This is a genomic window from Hymenobacter sediminis, from assembly GCF_003231285.1.
Lineage (GTDB): Bacteria > Bacteroidota > Bacteroidia > Cytophagales > Hymenobacteraceae > Hymenobacter > Hymenobacter sediminis.
On sequence record NZ_QKNS01000003.1, the window covers coordinates 47,721 to 64,055 of the forward strand.

Below are 16,335 nucleotides of genomic sequence, written 5' to 3' on the forward strand. Positions count from 1 at the left end.
CCGATTAGTAGGCTTGGTTGAGTGTCAGACTCACCAGTTTACGGCTTACCGCACTGAGTACCCCACTTTCTCGCGTACTTTATTGAGGACGGTGGTGCCGTATTCCTGGGCTTTGTGGGCACCTTCGGCCAGCTTGCGGTCAATTTCAGGCAGGTTGCTCATATAGTAGGCAAACTGCTCCCGCTCCTGAGCAAAACGGGTGCGAACCAGCTCGTACAAGGCAGTTTTGGCGTGGCCGTAGCCGTAGCCGCCGCGCAGGTAGTTCTGGCGCATTTCTTCCACCTCGGCGGGTGAGGCCAGCAGAGAGTAGAGCTTAAAAGTGGTATCGGTATCGGGGTTTTTGGGGTCCTCCAGCGGAGTGCTGTCCGATACGATGCTGCGGATGGTTTTGAGCAGGGTCTTGTCATCCACGAAGATGTCGATGATGTTGCCGTAGCTCTTGCTCATCTTCTGCCCATCGAGGCCGGGCACTATCATCACCCGCTCGTCGGTGCGGGCCTGGGGCAGCACGAAGGTTTCACCATAGCGGTTGTTGAAGGCCGAGGCAATGTCGCGGGTAATTTCCAGGTGCTGAACCTGATCCTTGCCCACGGGCACAAAATCCACGTCGTAGAGCAGAATGTCGGCCGCCATGAGCACGGGATACGTGAACAGGCCCGCATTCACGTCGGAGAGGCGGTTGCTTTTGTCCTTGAACGAGTGTGCATTCGCCAGCATGGGGTAGGGCGTGAAGCACGAGAGGTACCAGGCCAGCTCCGTTACCTGCGGTACATCCGACTGGCGGTAGAACAGGTTCTTCTCCGTATCGAAGCCGCAGGCCAGCCAAGCTGCTGCTACCGCGTAGGTGTTCTGGCGCAGCGTTTCGGCGTCGCGCACGGTGGTCAGCGAGTGCAAATCAGCAATAAACAGCAGCGACTCGTTGGCACTTTGCTGCGACAGTTCAATGGCCGGAAGAATGGCGCCGAGCAGGTTGCCCAAGTGCGGGCGGCCAGTGCTTTGGATGCCGGTAAGAATGCGGGACATTGAGGTAGGTTATTTAATTTGACCTGAATTGTATTCCTGAACGATAGCACGGATCTTATCCTCATCTAGAGCCTCTTGATTGATAAAGCTTACTATGTCAGGACGATCTTTGACAAAAGAGGAAAGTATAGGGCGAGCTTTTTTATCAACTAGAGGGATACTGACTAGCTGTTCTCCACGCCGACGAATAAGTAAAAGGCCGACATATTGACCTCGGCTATACTTATCCTTCATGTTGCCCACCAAAAGTGTGTACTTCAAAAGCTCTACTTTACCAGTGTCCAACACCTCGGCAAAGTCTTGTTTAATATGATATTTTGGCGTCAAAGGCATGCCATTGTTCAATTCGAAATCATAAACAGGAACAAAAAGCCTATTGGAGACTTTGAATGATTTCACCTGTTTGGGAGAAAAAGACGATTTGCCTTTTTTCTCATTCGTTTTTAAGATTAACTCAGCACCCATTCCTGATGAGTATTTAAGTTCGCCCTCGCCTTTAGTGCCGTCAAGTAACTCGTAGGAACCGGGGGTAAATTCGCGTTGTGCCAAACATGCTGAAGGCAATAGAACAGCAAGGCATACGTAGAGAAGACGCATGGAAAAAGAATAGTAGTTTATTCGAGTATGATGAAAACTTAAAACCGTAAGGTAATTAAGAGTAGCTACACGCTTACATCAGCGGCGGCTTCCTGCTGTAGCTCCACGGTTTCCTCTTTCCCTAGGTAGCGGTCGATGAGAAAGTGGGCTAGATATAGCACCGGTGTGAGCAGAATGGCCGCCGCGAATTTATACCAGTAATTGGTGTTTGCCACGCTCAGCACTTGGTCAAATGTCCAGTTGCCGAACACGTAGAATGCCACGAACAAAACCACGAAGGAATCGACGAGCTGGGAAATGAGTGTAGAACCGGTGGCCCGTAGCCACACATAGCGCCCGCCTGCTACCCTTCTGAACCACTGAAACACCGAGGCATCCAGCACCTGCCCAATAATAAAGGCCGCGATGGAGCCGATGATAATGCCCAAGCCCTGGCGGAAAATACTCTGATAAGCAAACTCAATGTTGAATGGCCGCCCCTGAGCGTCTTTGCTGTTGACATCGAGCCAGAACTGAGCCGGGGGCAGCTTGGTAGTAGCCAGAATGACAAGGAAGGCATACAGAATCAGGCCTACCGTGAGAAAGCTCACGCGCAGCACGCCTTGCCGCCCGAAATACTCATTGATAATATCGGTGGTAATGAACACCACGGGCCAAATAATGACGCCTGCCGTCAGGTTGCCGGGCAGGCCCAGCAGCGCATCCACCGAGAAAATCTTGACCCCGATAATTTCTGCCAGCAGCGCATTCACAATGAAAATACCGCTGAGGACAAGATAAAGCTGCTGTTTCTTTTGGGTAAACGTGGAGGCCATAGGAGGGGAGAAGACGGGTGCGGAGCGGAAAAATGCTACCCCCAGCCGGGGGCGCAACCTCAAACCAGTAAGCAGGCGCTAGGGTTATTCAGCCACGCTTACGCTGAGGCCTTCCACGGCCAGCTCCGTCCACTCGAACATGGTTTTGGCTTCGGCCAGCAGCGGGAGCAGGTCGCGGTAGCGGCTGGAAAAGTGCCCGATTAGTAGGCGGTGCACCTCGGCGCGGCGGGCCAGTAGCCCCGCCTGGCGGGCCGTAGAATGGTGCGTCACCAGGGCCCGGTCGCGCAAATCATCCAAGAAAGTAGCCTCGTGGTAGAGTAGATCCACGCCGTGCACCAGGTCGGCCAGGCTTTCGGTATAAAGAGTATCGGAGCAGTAGGCGTAGCTACGGGCGTGCTTGGGCTCCAGGGTTACGCTGTGGTTCTGAATCAGCAGCTGGCCCTGCTCATCGCGCACATCGTCGCCGAGGGTGAGGGCGTTCAGCTGTTGGGGGGTGAGGCCCGCGGGCAGCAGTTCCGGCAGCAGCCGACGGCGCTTGGGCTTCTCCCGGAACAGATAGCCGCAGCACGGAATGCGGTGGCGCATGGGCAGCGTATGCACCGTCAGGTTTTTATCCTCGAACACCTGCACGTACTGGGTGGTATCAACGGGCGTGAATTCCAGCTCGAAGCTCAGGTGAGTGTAGGAGTGCCGGAACTGCGTGGTGAGCACCTCATCGAGGCCGGGCGGGCCGAACAGGCGCAGGGGCTCGGTACGACCATTGAGGTGCATGGTGCCGAGCAGTCCGAAAAGCCCGAAAAAATGGTCGCCGTGGAGGTGGCTGATGAAAATGGTTTGGATGCGCTGGTGCCGGATTTTGTGCTCCATCAGCCGGCGCTGGGTGTCTTCGCCACAATCAATGAGGTAGGGCGTGTTGCCCACCGTCAGGACCTGCGCCGTATGGTGGCGGTCCATGAACGGGGTAGCGGAGGCACTGCCCAGAATTTTCAGCTCGAACTCCAAAATCAGCTACTGGCTGCCAGCGGGTGGCTGGCAGCCCGGTTAGTGAAAGAAAGCGGCAGGCGGCCCAAAATGTCTGCTGCCGGAAAAGAAAAAGCTGCTGGCCGATAGCCATTAGCTCGAAAACTAACAGCTAACAGCCAACAGCCAACAGCTCAAAAAAGCTTACTCTTTGCTGGTCAGGTCGCGCTCAATGGCGTGCAGAAAAATGCGGTCAATGCCTTCCTCTACCGTAGGCAGAATGTGCAGAACCGACTCCAGCTTGCTGATGGTGATGAGCTTCATCACGTGGTCTTGCAGGCCGGTTAGCACGAGCAGGCCACCGGTAGAATTGCACAAACGGTTGGCAATGAGGATAGAGCTCAGTCCCGACGAATCGGTGTATTTTACGTTGCTCAGGTCCAGAATTAGGTTGTTGATGCCTTCTGCATTCAGCTTCACGAACTCCGATTTCAGATCCGGCGCAACTGTAGTGTCGAGCTTTTTCTCGTCAATCGTGATAATCGTGTAGGTCTCCTTTTTATCTATTGAGTACTTCATACCGCAGGTCGTTCGGTGGTTATGGGAGTTGCGAAGGTAACAAAAAAACTATTTGGGCAGACTTTGCTAACAAAGTGCTGAAAAACTGCGGTAGAGCTTCATTTAGGCCACTTTTGCGAACCTACTGCGAAGGTCAGGGTGGTCCAGGTGCTGCGCCAGTCGGCGGCCTGCCCGGGTGGGGCGGCCACCATCTGCACGGCGCCGACAAGGTACTCACCAGGAGCTATTATACGAAACAGCACCCGGCCATTTTGGTTACTGCGAAGTTTGCTGACGAGGGGCTGAGGGGTAGCCCCGCGCCGCCACAACGTTACCAGTTGGCCTGCCAGAGGGCGGCCATCAGCAAGCAGCCGGAGGGTTAGGGCGCCGTTGAGGGGTAGGGTATAGGGATTTTGTTCCGGAACGAGCTCCAGGGGTAGCCCCACGGGCCGCGCCCAGGTTCGTGTACTATCGGAACTGCCGGTACGGCCAACCTGCAATAAGGTTTTGGCGCACCGCCGATATGCCTCACGCCCAGGCAACATATTTTCTTTGCGCTGCTCCCGCAAGGCCAGAGCCTGTTCCATTCCTTGCTCCCGCAGGTAGGTTTGGAACTCGGCAGGGGGTAGGGTTAGCAAGGCTTCATTGGTCAGAAGCGAAACCAAGTGGGTGCCGGGCTGCCGGAAAATAAGGGTAGTAGCCAGGGTATCAGCGGCGGTTACAAGGGGGAGCAAATCGGCGGGAGGCTGGCCGGGAGCGTTGTGCTGAAAGCGCACCAGCCGCTTGCTGGTGCCCGACCAGGGCCGGCCCACAAATGCCTCGCCCGAAAGCCGCCGCAGATGCACAGCCGCGCCGGGCTCCAGAAAAAAGCGGGCAGGCTCCAACCAAAATTCGCGGGCTACGGCCGTGCCCGCAAGCAGACTAATAGCAGCATAAATCGTCAGTTGACGGAGGGTAGCTAACGCGCACATAAAGCACAATTAATAAAAACACAATCTATAGAACGAACAGAAAAAGCCTGGTACTCTCGTGAGAGTACCAGGCTTTACAAATAAGTAACAGTCGATTTCTACTGCCGCTCCAGGGCTAATTGGTAGGCGCGGTCATAGTGCACCCGCAGGTTTTTCCAGTCGAAGAGTTCGGCGGAGCTTTCTACGTTGTTGCGCTGCATGATTCGCTCGCGGCGGTTGAGCTGCACAAACTGCCAAAGCATATCGGTCAGCTCCTCGGCGGCCTCATCGAAGCTCTTTTCCTGGCGCTGTACCACAAAAATGCCTTTGTCTTCGTGCTGGGGCACGGTTTGCATTACATAGTCGCCGAAGCCGGAGAGGTCGGAGGTAATGGCCGGCACGCCGCGGGCCACGCACTCCAGCGGGGTGTAGCCCCAGGGCTCGTAGTAGCTCGGGAAGATGCCCAAGTGGCAGCCCCGTACAAACTGCCCGTACTCCATGCCAAACAGCGGAGAAGTAGGCGACACGAAATCAGGGTGATACACGATTTTTACCCGGTCGTGTTTGTTGTTGACCAAGTTGGCGCGGCGCAGGAAGTTCAGGATATCGTCGCCGGCATCATCCACCAGGTTGTGGGTGATGACGGGGGGTAGGGTGCTGGTTTTCCAGCTCTGCAGGGTACGGCGGTAGCGCAGTTTCCAATAGTCATCTACCAGGGCATCGAGGTCGGGCAGGCGGTAGTCGGTGCTGGCGGAAGCGGCGTAGAATAGACGCTCGCCTACTTGGCGCTCAATAGCCTCGCAGGTAGCGTGTACCTCGTCCAGAATGGCGCGGCTCTGCAGAACCTGGGGGTTGATGCTGTGGAAGGGGCGCTTCGTGATAAAGAACATGACCACCTGTCCTTCGAGGCCACTCTGCTGCAGGCGGTAATTGAGGCGGGCCAGGGCCTCCAGTGTCAGGTCGAAACCCTTGTTGTGGTACTCGTAGCGCCCGCTTGTGAACAGGTACAGCGTGTTATCCAGATCAAACGAGTAGCTCTGGAAAAAGTGCGCCATCACGAACTCGTGAATCTTGGTCTTGTATTGCTGGTGCAGGTTCTGGAACTCGTGTAGGGCCACAAACCGCTCAATGTTGAGGCCGTTGGGCAGTACCGCATCCGGAATCCGGTCGAGCAGATAAATACACTCCCGCACCGTCAGCTCGCTCACGGTGGTGAATACATGAGCCCCGTGGGCGGCGGCCCGCTCCATGGTTACGGCTGGCTCAATGTTGAAATGTCGGGCCTCCGCGTTCCAGTCAACCTGCATGAGGTGGTCATAGAAGTTGGGGTCGTTCATGGCCAAGTAACGGCCTAGCAGGGTGGCGTGGGTGGTAAACACCAGGTGCACCGGCACTTGGTCGCGGCGCAGGCCCGGAATGGCTACCCCTGTCATCCACTCATGGAAGTGGGCTATTAGCCGTTGGGGCGGCACCACCTCGGCGGTCAGGATTTCCAGAAACGTTTTCGCCAGCTCGCCAAAGGCCACTACCTGGTGGAGCAGGTCGTCGTTGTCGGGGGTAGGGATGTGGTGATAATTCCAGAGGTCAGCCTTTATCTGCCCCAGGCGGGGGTAGGCCTGGAAGGGGTTGATGAGCACCACGCGGGGCCGACCGGTTACCAGCCAAATGCCCATGCATACATCATAGCCCTGCTGGCGCATCTGGCGCACAGCTCCGGCAAACGGGTCATTGAGAGCCGCCAGTTGCTGGTCGTCAAAGGGCTCAAACTCGCCCTGGGCCTGGTTGGCGAAGTAGGGGCCCAGCAGGCAATATCGGTCGTCCCAGCCTTGCACGGTGGCAGGTACTTTGCTGCGAATAACGGTGTAGATGCCTCCTACCTGATTGCAAACCTCCCAGGCTACTTCTACAAGCAGCGCATCAGGGGCAATAGGGACGGGGGTAGGAACGGGAACTTGCATAGAGTGGGAATTGGGCGAGAGGGGGCAAGATAGGTTTCCGGGCGTGTTTGGCTAGCCTATTCCTACGCGAGAAGCAAAAAAATGTGGGGTTTGGCCGTGCAATCTGCCTTGTACGGGCACATCGCGCGGCCAAACCCCACAGGGCAGCAAGCCAAAGCGGGTTTATTCGGGCTCCTGCGAGATAATCAGTACGGAATAGGGGGCCAGCCCAAAGGTGCCGTGGAAGGGCTGGTCGTCGTACACACCGTCTTCGGCCTGGGTATCCATGCTTTCAAAGTTGCCAAACTCCTGGTCGTAGCCTTCCCAATCGGAGTTGAAGCGCACGCGCCAGTGGCCGCCGCGGGGCAGACCAATGGTGTAGGCCGGGTGGGCACGGTCGGCGAAGTTGCAGAGCACCACAGTGGTGTCGCCGGGGCCGCCCTGGTCGCGGCGGATAAAGGCCAGAATCTTGTCTTCGTTGTTGAGGTGCGAAATATCCACGCTCTGGCCCAGTAGGCCGCGGGTGTGGCCGCTTAAGTTGCGCCGCAGTCCAATCAGGTCTTTGTACAGGCGCACCAGGCCGGCATGAGTTTCGGCCCGACTCCAATCCAGGGGCTGGTCGTCGGAGAAAGAGCCGTCGGCCAGCATGGTTTGGCCCTGAAAAATCATCGGGATGCCAGGAGCAGTGAACACCAGGGCCGCGCCCAACGTCGAGCGTTTCTTCGGGAACCAGGAGGCCGCGTTGCCAGGCATGATTTCCTCCGTCACGCGGGCCTTGCCGTTGGCTACCTCATCATGCGACTCGGTGTAGATGACGCGCTGGAAGGCGTCGCCGTTGTACACGTTGCGGATGGCATTGGCCACGGATTCCATGTTGCGGCCGGCGTCTTCGGGGGTAACTAGCGCGTCCCGGATGGGGTACACGAAGCCAGCATCCCACTGGGCCGAGAAGCCCTGCCCATCGTGTTCCGGGGCGCGGGTAATGTATTCGTTGCCCAGCAGGTCTTCGGCAATGGTGATTTTCCAGGGCATAGCGGCCCGAATTTCCTCATTGATCCAGCGCATCAGGCTCCAGCCCTCGGGCAGGTCGCGGGAGGCATCGGAGGTGCCATCCACGTTGCGAATGTGGGCAATAGCGTCGCAGCGCAGGCCATCCACGCGGTATTCTTCTAGCCACATCAGGGCGTTGTCGCGGATGTAGCGGCGCACGGCGTCGCGGCCATAGTCAGGGCGGTTGTGGCCCCAGGGCGTTTCAGCGCGCCAGTCGTTGTAGAAATAGATGCCGCCGCCGTCGTTTTCGCTCCAGCCGTCAAACTGCCACAGGTCCAGGTCGCCGGGGCCGAAGTGGTTGTACACTACGTCCAGAATAACAGCAATGCCGCGGCGGTGGGCTGCTTTGATAAATTCTTTGAACGCAACAGCCCCGCCGTAATCGGTTTCGATGGCGAAGGGGTGGGCGGGGTTGTAGCCCCACGAAAGGCTGCCCGGAAACTCCGTGGCCGGCATAATCTCCACGGCATTTATGCCCAGGTTTTCCAGGTAATCGAGCTTTTCTATAGCGTCGTAGAAGTTGCCGGGGCGGGTAGGGTCAGGGGCATGGAAGGTGCCTACGTGCAGCTCATAAATTACCAGCTCATTCCAGGCCGGCATCTGAAATGCGTCGTCTTCCCAATCAAACATGGGGTCGGGCACCACCGAGTTGCCCGCCGAGTGCGTGACTTCGCGGGCGTAGGGATCATTGCGCTCCAGCTCGCCGGTGGGGGTAGTGAGGTGAAATTTGTACTCGGTACCAGGACCCAAGTCAGGGAAGTCGGCGGACCAGTAGCCGTCGGCTTCGAGGGTGAGAGGGTGGGTAGTAGAATCCCAGTCGTTGAAAGGACCTACCAAGGCTACAGCGGTGGCGGCCGGAGCCCATACGCGGAACGTGGTACCGTTTTCGTGCGGAAGCGCGCCCATGCCGGCTTGCAGCACAGGAGCAGAAGGGGAGTCAGTTTCAGGCATTGGTTGTCAGTAGAAAAGAGCAAGAAGCTCGACAACCGCTAATACTGCTAGCACGGCAGTTAGGTTATAACCACCCGTCCTACAGCGTGCCCTCCGGTATTTGCTACCCCCTTGAAACGGGCTATTCCTGCGCGGCCGCTTCCGTTACGGCCGTAGTCCAGCGCTGGTGCTGGCAGCGGGGGCAGGCGTGCGCCGGCTCCTTGGGGCTGCGCTCCAGTTGGCCGCAGCGCAGGCAGGCGAAGGTATCAGAACTTCTTTTCTGCTGCTGGATGTACTCCTCGTCCCAGTCCGGAATAAGCGTGAGGCCGGGTTGGGGCGGGTCTTGCAGCAGCAGCGTGAAATTGCCGTTGGCTTCCATGTAGAGGCGCTTCACCTGGCCCAGATGCTCAATGCTTTCGGAGCGGAGCTTGGCAAACAGGCGCTCCTGGGGTAGCACTACTTCCTCCATTTTGTCCAGGTTCAGGCGGCCGTCTTCCACCATAATGGCAATGTCATCCTGGGTTACTTCCTCAAACTTTTTGCTTTTGAGAGTACGGGCGGCAATAAAGCGCTGGCCCACAATAATGACTAAGGCAATAACCAAGGGCGGCACCAAGCCCCGGTCGGGCGCCTGAATGGGTACCCCGATGGCCGCTGCCAACGACGTGAGGGCGGCCATTTCGTTGCGGCTGAGCTGAGCGCCCATTCGCTTGCCCATCAGGCGCATCGACACCAGCAGCAGGATGTAGAAAAAGATGCCCCGCAGGAAGGTTTCCAGCAGAAAGCTCCACGGCACGTCGCCCAGAAAAAAGCGAAGCGGCTCAAATAAGTGAAAGTCCTCGGGTTTCATAAGACAGGGTTAGGGCACCAGCGAGGGTAGCAACCGGGCCGGGGTTGGGCAACAGGTTAATTAGTAAGAGGGGGGTATGGCAAGCTTACTGCACGGCGGCCACCCACTCGGCGTGGCCACATTTGGGGCATTGGTTGCCGGCGTGGTCAGTAGCAGTAGCCAGGTAGCCGCAGTAGTTGCATACCTTCTGGTCTGGTACTTTTTGCTGGGCCTCGCGGAGATTTTCGTCCTGCTCTGGCAGCACCGAGAGGCCGGGGCCCGGCTTCTTGCGCTTATAAATGCTGAACAGCCCATCGGCCTCCATGTACACCCGTTTCACCTCGCCGAGGTGGGTAATTTTCTTGCCGCGCAGCTGGGCGTAGAGCTGTTCATGCGATACCCGCTCGGCCTTGAGCTTATCCATCAGCAGCACCCCGTCTTTGGCCAGAATGGTTACATCGCCCTGCAGGGTGAGCTCAACCTTGCGGCGCCGCAGGGCCCACCAGTTGAGGCCGCGCTGCATAAACAGCACCACCAGCAGCAGCACCACGGCCGGCAGCAAACCCCGGTTCGGAATCTGCATGGGCACGGCTACAATGGCACCCAAGGTCACCATTACGGCCAGCTCCGTGATGGTCAGCTGGGAGTTCATGCGCTTGCCCATCAGGCGCAATACCAGCAGAAAAATGAAGTAGATGAGTAGGGTGCGAACCAGTACTTCCAAGGCAAACTCGGCGGGGGCATCGCCAAACAAAATGCGTTTCCAGTCGTCGAGGTGGATGTCTTCTTTCTTCATAAATCTGCCGGAGCCTTATCTGCGTTCTAAAAAAGAAGCTAATGCCAAGAGCCCCAGATAACTGAAGCTGCTAAGCCCTGCTGAACGAAGAGGAAAGACTGGTAGTTATACTGAAAAGCCAGAAATTGCTACCGTATAAATTCGGTACAATACGTAGTCAGTGCTTTTGCGAGCTACTGACTAACTGATGGTTACTGCGTATTGGCCTGCTGTTTTGCCGCTCCCGGCGTGGGGTTGCTTACCGGCCTTCGTTTGTTTTTAGTACCCTACGTTTCCTACCTCGTGCCCCGACCCAAACCTGTTATTTACGGCTTGTATCCCTGGACTACGGAATACGGCTTCAGCTATGTGCACCCGGCCAACCGCCGCTCGTTTGAGTGGTTGGAGCCGCTGGGCAAAGTCTTCGAGAAGATTGATGAAACCGAAGACTGGATTTCGCTGCGCTACGATGAGCAGCAGTTTAAAGTAAGCCGGGAGCTGTTCCGGGAGCTGTACGTGAAGCCGCCCTTCAGCTTCGGCGATGTGGTAGGCGAGGTGCAGCCCGAGCCGGGCCGTGCCCCCCACCAAGGTCTCATTTCCGACGTGTTCTATCAGGAATCCACCGATACCTTCCGCTTTCAGCTGGTAGAGAAAAAGCGCAAAATCAAGCGCATTTTTGAGGCCGAGGAACTGCGGCTGGTGTAAGTGCCATGGTAAGCTGATGAGCTGGAAAGCCCAGCTGTGCAGACTTTTCAGTTAACCAATACCAAAAGGCCCCGACAGATTTCTGTCGGGGCCTTTTGGTATCAGCGGATAGCATAGAGAAGCTTAACTCATTACCTCAGTCCTCGTCACTTAAATTCCTACCGCTATACCTACTACCACGGCTACCACCGCCAAGGCCAGCAGGAGCAGGTACAAGGGAAAAACGAATTTCCACCACTCATCGAAACGCACGCCGCAGGCAGCTACAATGGCCATGAGGGCGCCGTTGGTGGGCGTTATTAGTTCGCAGAGGCCGGCTCCGTACTGATAAGCCAGCACGGTTACCTGGCGGGAAAGGCCAATCAGGTCGGAGAGCGGGACCAGCAGGGGCATAGTGAGCACGGCCTGTCCGCTCACGCTGGGCACGGGCAGGTGCAGGGCCGTGTGTACACCCATCATGCCCAGGGCCGCCGTCCAGGCGGGTAGCCCGGCCAGCGGCGCCGACATGCTGTTGACGATGGTATCCACAATCTGGCCCTGCTCCAGCACCACGAAAATGGCGCGTGCAAACCCGATGAGCAGGGCTGAAAAGGCAATGTCGCGGAAGCCGGCAATGAAGCCCTCGGCCGTGCCCGTGAGGCCCAGCCCGCCGACCAGCCCGGCTACTACCCCCAGGGTGAAGAACAAGGCCGCCATCTGCTCAAATTCCCATCCCAGCTCCAGCACCCCGTAGGCAAAGAAGGCAAAGCCTCCGAACAGCAAGGCCAATACCACCCCGTGGTTGCGGCCCGGGGCCAGCGCGCCAGCGTCGGCAGTTTCGGCAGTGGCGGGGGGTAGGCGGTGACGGAGGGCGTAGCGCACGGTGCCGGCAATCCAGATGGCCAGGGCCAGCAGCAGAAACACCAGCCGGAACCCGCCGCCCGAGAGCAGGGGCAGCTGAGCCAGTTTCTGAGCAATGCCCACCTGAAACGGATTGAGGGGGCTAAAGGACGCGCCCACCGCCGCCGAGCCAATGCTGACCGCTGCAGCCGTAACGGTGGGGTAGCCGATGCGACGCATCAGAATCAGGAGGACCGGCACTAGGGGTACAATTTCTTCCTGCATATTTTCCAGGGCGCCCATGGTAGCAAACAGCACCGAAATAATGGGAATCACGACGGCCTCGCGTCCCTGAAACTTCTCCAGCAGCCAGTCGACGCCCCTACGCAGGGCCCCGGTCAGGTCTACTACCGTAAAGGCGCCACCCGCCAGAAACACCAGAAAAATCACGGAAGCCGCATCTACCAAGCCTTTAGGAATATCTACCAGGGCTTGCAGGGGGCTAACGGGGGTGGGGTCTACGCGGTGGTAGGAGCCAGCTACCACTACCTCGCGGCCGGTGGCGGCATCGGTGTGGCGGTCGAATACCCCGGCCGGCAGCACATAGCTCAGCAGGCAGGCCAGCAAAATAAACCCCACTAGCAACACCAGCGGATGCGGAAAGCGAATCGTTTTCATCCCGCGAAGATGGGGAATAGCGAGGAGGTGAGGAGGTGAAGAGTGACAAGTAAAGCGTGAAGGGTGATGGGTAAAGGGTGACGGGTAAAGGGTGACAGGTAAAGGGGGAAGAGGTAAACAAGTGATGGGGGAGAATACATATACCGTCATGTCGAGCTTGTCGAGACATCTTGCCCGAATCGTTGAGGTAGCGTAGCAACGTCAGCACGCGAGATTCCTCGGTCCCTGGCTTGATGCGCCACATGCTCGGAATGACGTTTCTTTTACCTGCCACCTATTACCTGTTACCTATCACCCTTTACCTGTCACCTCCTCACCTAATAAAATCGGAACCCGGCGGTTGTATATTAGGGTTTGGAGGCTGATTATGAAGTTTACTGAGTTCAAGCAATTACACATGTACCGCCAGGCCGAGCATCTGCGTCGGCACGGACACCTGCTGGCCGAGCGGCGGCAGGACAGCTTCCGGCTGCGCTTGTTTGCGGCCGGTGATTTTTACGCCGAAGAGTGGTGCGAATGGGGCGAGGAGCGCATCCTGTTTATTCACCTGTTTCAGCACCCCGCTGGTCTGCACGATTATCTGGAAGGCATTCGGCTGCCGGAGGAGCTTTGAGCAAGCGGAAAAGGGTAGCAAATCAAAGAAGAAGCTCAACCGAAAGCATCTACTTTTGCTGGTAGTGCGGCCTGCGCCCAAGGTGCAGGCCGTTTTGTTGGCTACCCCCTGATTACTACTTACCCAATGCGTCAATTGCTACGCAGCCTTATTCTGCTACTACTCGTGTGCGGCTCCGGCCAGCAAGCAATAGCCCAAACCACCCTTCCCGATTCATTGCAGGCCGTTGCGCGCGAGGTGAAGACCCGGCTGCAGCAGCGCCCCAGCGACCTAGTGCGGGTAGTGCAGGTGCGGGAAATACTGAGCGAGCAGGTGCGCGGCGGCAGCGTGCGGGCCATTCCGCGCCTGCTGGCCTACCTGCGCTACAGCACCCAGGATACCACCGTGGCCCTGCGCCCCTACGAAGAGTGGGCCCTGCTGACTGCCGCCGGCGACGTGTACACCCTCTCGGAGAAGCTGCGTCGCTTTGGCATAACGTCCACCTCGCCCCAGCAGGAGCGGCGCTACCAGGCCCTACCCCAGGATCAGCTCTTCGACCTGGCTGCCCAGCGGGTAGCCCAGCGCCAGGATACCATTCGGGGCATCATCAGCAAGGCTCATTTTCTGCCCGAGGACTCGACTTTTCTGCACTTGTTCCTCGATTTGCTGGTGCCCCTCAACAGCCCGGATCCTGCCTTGTCTAAAACCCGGCAAGCCTCCGTACAGGCTTTCCTCAGGCAATACCCCAATTCGGAGTATGCGTATTTCGTGCGCCAGTTTGCGCAGCCGGAGTATACCACCGGCCGCTTTTCCTACGGCCTCGATTTTCACTCGGGCAGTGGCATTCTGCTCGGCGACTTACCCACCTACTTCCGGCACGGCGCCAACTTCGGGGTAGGGTTTGAGTTTGGCTGGGACCGGTACCAGCTCTACCTGCGCGACTACATCGGCATGGGCCAGGTGCGGCAGCCCCTGGACTACCGGGGCAACTGGCGCCAGGGGCTAAAAGTAAACTATGTGGTACCCGAGGCCTCAGTGGGCTACCGCCTCCTGGATAAACCGCGGCTGCGGGTTACGCCCTTCGTGGGAATTTCCGCGCTGCTGATCGGGCCGGCCAGCGCCAAAAAAGACGACCCCGACGCCGACCTGGATCTTACGTTCCGCAACCCCTTCACCGTGGGCCTCAACCTGGACGTGCCCCTCTGGAAAACCCAGGGCCCAGGAGAAGCAGGCAGCTGGCTGCTGAAGCTGCGCGCCGGCGTGCGCCAGGGGCCAGCCCGCCACGATGCCAACCTGAAAGGCGGCATTATTTACCTCGACCTGGGCATCGGCGGCTTCGGGCGGCGCGTGCGGCAGCGCACCCCTTGATTGCGGCACGAAGGGTAGGAGTGGTGCGTATAGATGAATATCTATATTCAGGCCATGAAACCTTCCCGGCAGCTGCCTCTGCTACTCTTCCTGCTGAAAGCCGTCAGCAGCTACCTCCTGGCCAGCCGTGCCTACGAACTTCACCGCGACGAGTACCTCTACCTCAACTACGGGCAGCACCTGGCCTGGGGCTACCTGGAAGTACCCCCACTGACGGCCCTGCAAAGCTGGGTTACGCTGGCCCTGGGTGGCGGCTGGTTTTGGGTGAAGTTCTGGCCTGTTCTGTGGGGTAGCCTGACGGTGTACTTAGTGGCGCGGGCGGTGCAGCGGCTCGGGGGCGGGGCATGGGCAGTGCTGGTGGCTGGCCTCTGCTATCTGGTCAGTGCCTATGCCCGGCTTAACTTTTTGTTTCAGCCCAACTCGTTCGAAGTTTTTGCCTTTACCCTGGCCTGCTACCTGCTGATTTGCTACCAACAGGAGGCCCGGCCGCGCTACCTGTACGCCTTGGGGGTGGGGTTGGGGCTGGCCCTGCTGAACAAGTACTCGGCCCTGTTTTTTATTGCGGCACTGGGAGTAGGGCTGCTGCTGACGCCCGCGCGGCGGGTGTTGGCTACCCGCGCCTTCTGGCTGAGTGCCGCCCTGGGGCTGGCCTTGTGGCTGCCCAACCTGCTCTGGCAGCTGCGCCACGGCATCCCGTTCCGGCACCACATGCAGCTCCTGCACGATACCCAGCTAGTCAACGTATCGGTGGCCGATTTCTGGCAGGACCAACTGGTGACGTGTCTGCCGGCCCTGTGGCTGTGGGTGCCGGGCCTGCTGGCGTTGCTGCTCAGCCAGGCCTTGCGGCCTTACCGGGCGGTAGGCCTGATCTACTGCGGCGGGCTGCTGATTCTGACGGTGCTGCACGGCAAAAGCTACTACGCCCTGGGTTACTACCCCATTCTGTTTGCGGCTGGGGCCGTGTGGTGGGAAATGCAGCTAAGCCGCTGGCCTCGCACGGGCCGGGTACTACGGCCTTTATTGCTGCTGTTGCCGCTGGCGGTGAGCGTGCCGGTGTACCCGCTTTTGTTCACGCTCAACCCGCCGGCCCGCATGATAGAGGTGGGGAAACGCTACCGCAGCATGGGCGTGCTGCGCTGGGAAGATGGCCAGGACCACCCGCTCCCCCAAGACTACGCCGACATGCTGGGCTGGCAGGAAATGGCTGATAAAACCTGGCAGGCTTACCAGGCCCTGCCCGCCGCTACCCGCGCCCGAACCCTCATCCTGACGGCCAACTACGGGCAGGCTGGGGCCATCAACTACTTTAACCGCCACCGAGACCTACCCGCCGCCCATAGTTTCAATGGCAGCTACCTGTTCTGGTTTCCGGATTCTACGGCGCGAAGCTGGCAGCACATTATGATAGTAGATGATGAGCCCGATGAGAGTTTGAATGCCCGCTTCCAGCAGGTGCACCGGGCCGGCGAAGTGCAAAACCCCTACGCCCGCGAAAAAGGTACGCTCATCACCGTCGGCTCCGGCCCCGACCAAGCCATTCTGCAACAGATCAACCAGGAGCACCGCCAGGCCCTGGCGCAGTGGGGCAAGTTCTGATGTCTGTAAAAACGGTACCAGAAGGCACGCTAGGTAATGTCTAGTTGAGAGAGACATCATTCAGCGTGCCTGCCTTGAACGTCATTCCGAGCTTGTCGGGGAATCTCGCGTGCTGACGCCCGGAGTAGCATTACAACATCAGCACGCGAGATT

15 protein-coding genes are annotated in these 16,335 nt (G+C 58.3%); 4 read left to right on the forward strand and 11 right to left on the reverse strand.

Annotation, left to right across the window (positions count from 1 at the left end; genetic code table 11):
• Positions 1-45 precede the first annotated feature (45 nt).
• The 10 genes from trpS to DNI29_RS09295 form a co-directional block, all read right to left on the reverse strand.
• A complete protein-coding gene (gene trpS / locus DNI29_RS09250; RefSeq protein WP_110977828.1) occupies positions 46-1,023 on the reverse strand; it encodes a tryptophan--tRNA ligase in 978 nt (325 codons plus the stop codon).
• 9 nt (positions 1,024-1,032) lie between these two features.
• A complete protein-coding gene (locus tag DNI29_RS09255) occupies positions 1,033-1,620 on the reverse strand; it encodes a hypothetical protein (RefSeq protein ID WP_123823167.1) in 588 nt (195 codons plus the stop codon).
• A gap of 65 nt (positions 1,621-1,685) precedes the next feature.
• Complete coding sequence (locus DNI29_RS09260) at positions 1,686-2,435, reverse strand: queuosine precursor transporter (protein WP_110977830.1); 750 nt, start codon at positions 2,433-2,435, stop codon at positions 1,686-1,688.
• 84 nt (positions 2,436-2,519) lie between these two features.
• Positions 2,520-3,437, reverse strand: coding sequence for a ribonuclease Z (locus tag DNI29_RS09265; RefSeq protein ID WP_110977831.1), 918 nt, complete (start codon positions 3,435-3,437; stop codon positions 2,520-2,522).
• Positions 3,438-3,599: 162 nt separating this feature from the next.
• Complete coding sequence (locus tag DNI29_RS09270) at positions 3,600-3,974, reverse strand: STAS domain-containing protein (RefSeq protein ID WP_044002696.1); 375 nt, start codon at positions 3,972-3,974, stop codon at positions 3,600-3,602.
• Positions 3,975-4,072: 98 nt separating this feature from the next.
• Positions 4,073-4,924 carry a DUF4198 domain-containing protein gene (locus DNI29_RS09275; protein WP_110977832.1) on the reverse strand — a complete coding sequence of 284 codons (852 nt, stop codon included), beginning with the start codon at positions 4,922-4,924 and terminating at the stop codon, positions 4,073-4,075.
• 98 nt (positions 4,925-5,022) lie between these two features.
• Positions 5,023-6,861, reverse strand: coding sequence for a glycosyltransferase (locus DNI29_RS09280; RefSeq protein WP_110977833.1), 1,839 nt, complete (start codon positions 6,859-6,861; stop codon positions 5,023-5,025).
• A 162-nt stretch (positions 6,862-7,023) separates the two neighbouring features.
• Complete coding sequence (locus DNI29_RS09285) at positions 7,024-8,841, reverse strand: alpha-amylase family glycosyl hydrolase (RefSeq protein WP_238388055.1); 1,818 nt, start codon at positions 8,839-8,841, stop codon at positions 7,024-7,026.
• 121 nt (positions 8,842-8,962) lie between these two features.
• A complete protein-coding gene (locus tag DNI29_RS09290; RefSeq protein WP_110977834.1) occupies positions 8,963-9,670 on the reverse strand; it encodes a DUF421 domain-containing protein in 708 nt (235 codons plus the stop codon).
• Positions 9,671-9,755: 85 nt separating this feature from the next.
• Positions 9,756-10,445: a DUF421 domain-containing protein gene (locus tag DNI29_RS09295; protein WP_110977835.1), complete on the reverse strand. Its 690-nt coding sequence runs from the start codon at positions 10,443-10,445 to the stop codon at positions 9,756-9,758.
• A 282-nt stretch (positions 10,446-10,727) separates the two neighbouring features.
• Between DNI29_RS09295 and DNI29_RS09300 the strand changes: the two genes are divergently transcribed.
• On the forward strand, positions 10,728-11,129 hold the full coding sequence (locus DNI29_RS09300; RefSeq protein WP_123823168.1) for a DUF6960 family protein: 402 nt from the start codon (positions 10,728-10,730) through the stop codon (positions 11,127-11,129).
• 150 nt (positions 11,130-11,279) lie between these two features.
• On the opposite strand, the gene DNI29_RS09305 is transcribed toward DNI29_RS09300, so the two are convergent.
• Entirely contained in the window at positions 11,280-12,626 is a 1,347-nt protein-coding gene (locus DNI29_RS09305) for a YfcC family protein (protein WP_162303563.1), read from the reverse strand.
• Between the two features lie 367 nt (positions 12,627-12,993).
• On the opposite strand from DNI29_RS09305, the gene DNI29_RS09310 reads away from it, so the two are divergent.
• From DNI29_RS09310 to DNI29_RS09320, 3 genes are all read left to right on the forward strand, one after another.
• The gene (locus DNI29_RS09310) at positions 12,994-13,239 is read left to right on the forward strand and encodes a hypothetical protein (RefSeq protein WP_123823170.1); all 246 of its coding nucleotides are present in this window, start codon (positions 12,994-12,996) and stop codon (positions 13,237-13,239) included.
• Between the two features lie 126 nt (positions 13,240-13,365).
• Entirely contained in the window at positions 13,366-14,586 is a 1,221-nt protein-coding gene (locus tag DNI29_RS09315; RefSeq protein ID WP_110977839.1) for a hypothetical protein, read from the forward strand.
• 54 nt (positions 14,587-14,640) lie between these two features.
• The gene (locus DNI29_RS09320) at positions 14,641-16,182 is read left to right on the forward strand and encodes a glycosyltransferase family 39 protein (protein ID WP_162303564.1); all 1,542 of its coding nucleotides are present in this window, start codon (positions 14,641-14,643) and stop codon (positions 16,180-16,182) included.
• Positions 16,183-16,335: the final 153 nt, after the last annotated feature.

What these genes read in the sequence shown, in the direction of transcription:
- DNI29_RS09255 (WP_123823167.1), bottom strand. Translation starts at nt 1,620, where the DNA reads ATGCGTCTTCTCTACGTATGCCTTGCTGTTCTATTGCCTTCAGCATGT.
- DNI29_RS09270 (WP_044002696.1), bottom strand. Translation starts at nt 3,974, where the DNA reads ATGAAGTACTCAATAGATAAAAAGGAGACCTACACGATTATCACGATT.
- DNI29_RS09320 (WP_162303564.1), top strand. Translation starts at nt 14,641, where the DNA reads ATGAAACCTTCCCGGCAGCTGCCTCTGCTACTCTTCCTGCTGAAAGCC.
- DNI29_RS09260 (WP_110977830.1), bottom strand. Translation starts at nt 2,435, where the DNA reads ATGGCCTCCACGTTTACCCAAAAGAAACAGCAGCTTTATCTTGTCCTC.
- DNI29_RS09295 (WP_110977835.1), bottom strand. Translation starts at nt 10,445, where the DNA reads ATGAAGAAAGAAGACATCCACCTCGACGACTGGAAACGCATTTTGTTT.
- DNI29_RS09310 (WP_123823170.1), top strand. Translation starts at nt 12,994, where the DNA reads ATGAAGTTTACTGAGTTCAAGCAATTACACATGTACCGCCAGGCCGAG.
- DNI29_RS09280 (WP_110977833.1), bottom strand. Translation starts at nt 6,861, where the DNA reads ATGCAAGTTCCCGTTCCTACCCCCGTCCCTATTGCCCCTGATGCGCTG.
- trpS (WP_110977828.1), bottom strand. Translation starts at nt 1,023, where the DNA reads ATGTCCCGCATTCTTACCGGCATCCAAAGCACTGGCCGCCCGCACTTG.
- DNI29_RS09285 (WP_238388055.1), bottom strand. Translation starts at nt 8,841, where the DNA reads ATGCCTGAAACTGACTCCCCTTCTGCTCCTGTGCTGCAAGCCGGCATG.
- DNI29_RS09275 (WP_110977832.1), bottom strand. Translation starts at nt 4,924, where the DNA reads ATGTGCGCGTTAGCTACCCTCCGTCAACTGACGATTTATGCTGCTATT.
- DNI29_RS09290 (WP_110977834.1), bottom strand. Translation starts at nt 9,670, where the DNA reads ATGAAACCCGAGGACTTTCACTTATTTGAGCCGCTTCGCTTTTTTCTG.
- DNI29_RS09315 (WP_110977839.1), top strand. Translation starts at nt 13,366, where the DNA reads ATGCGTCAATTGCTACGCAGCCTTATTCTGCTACTACTCGTGTGCGGC.
- DNI29_RS09305 (WP_162303563.1), bottom strand. Translation starts at nt 12,626, where the DNA reads ATGAAAACGATTCGCTTTCCGCATCCGCTGGTGTTGCTAGTGGGGTTT.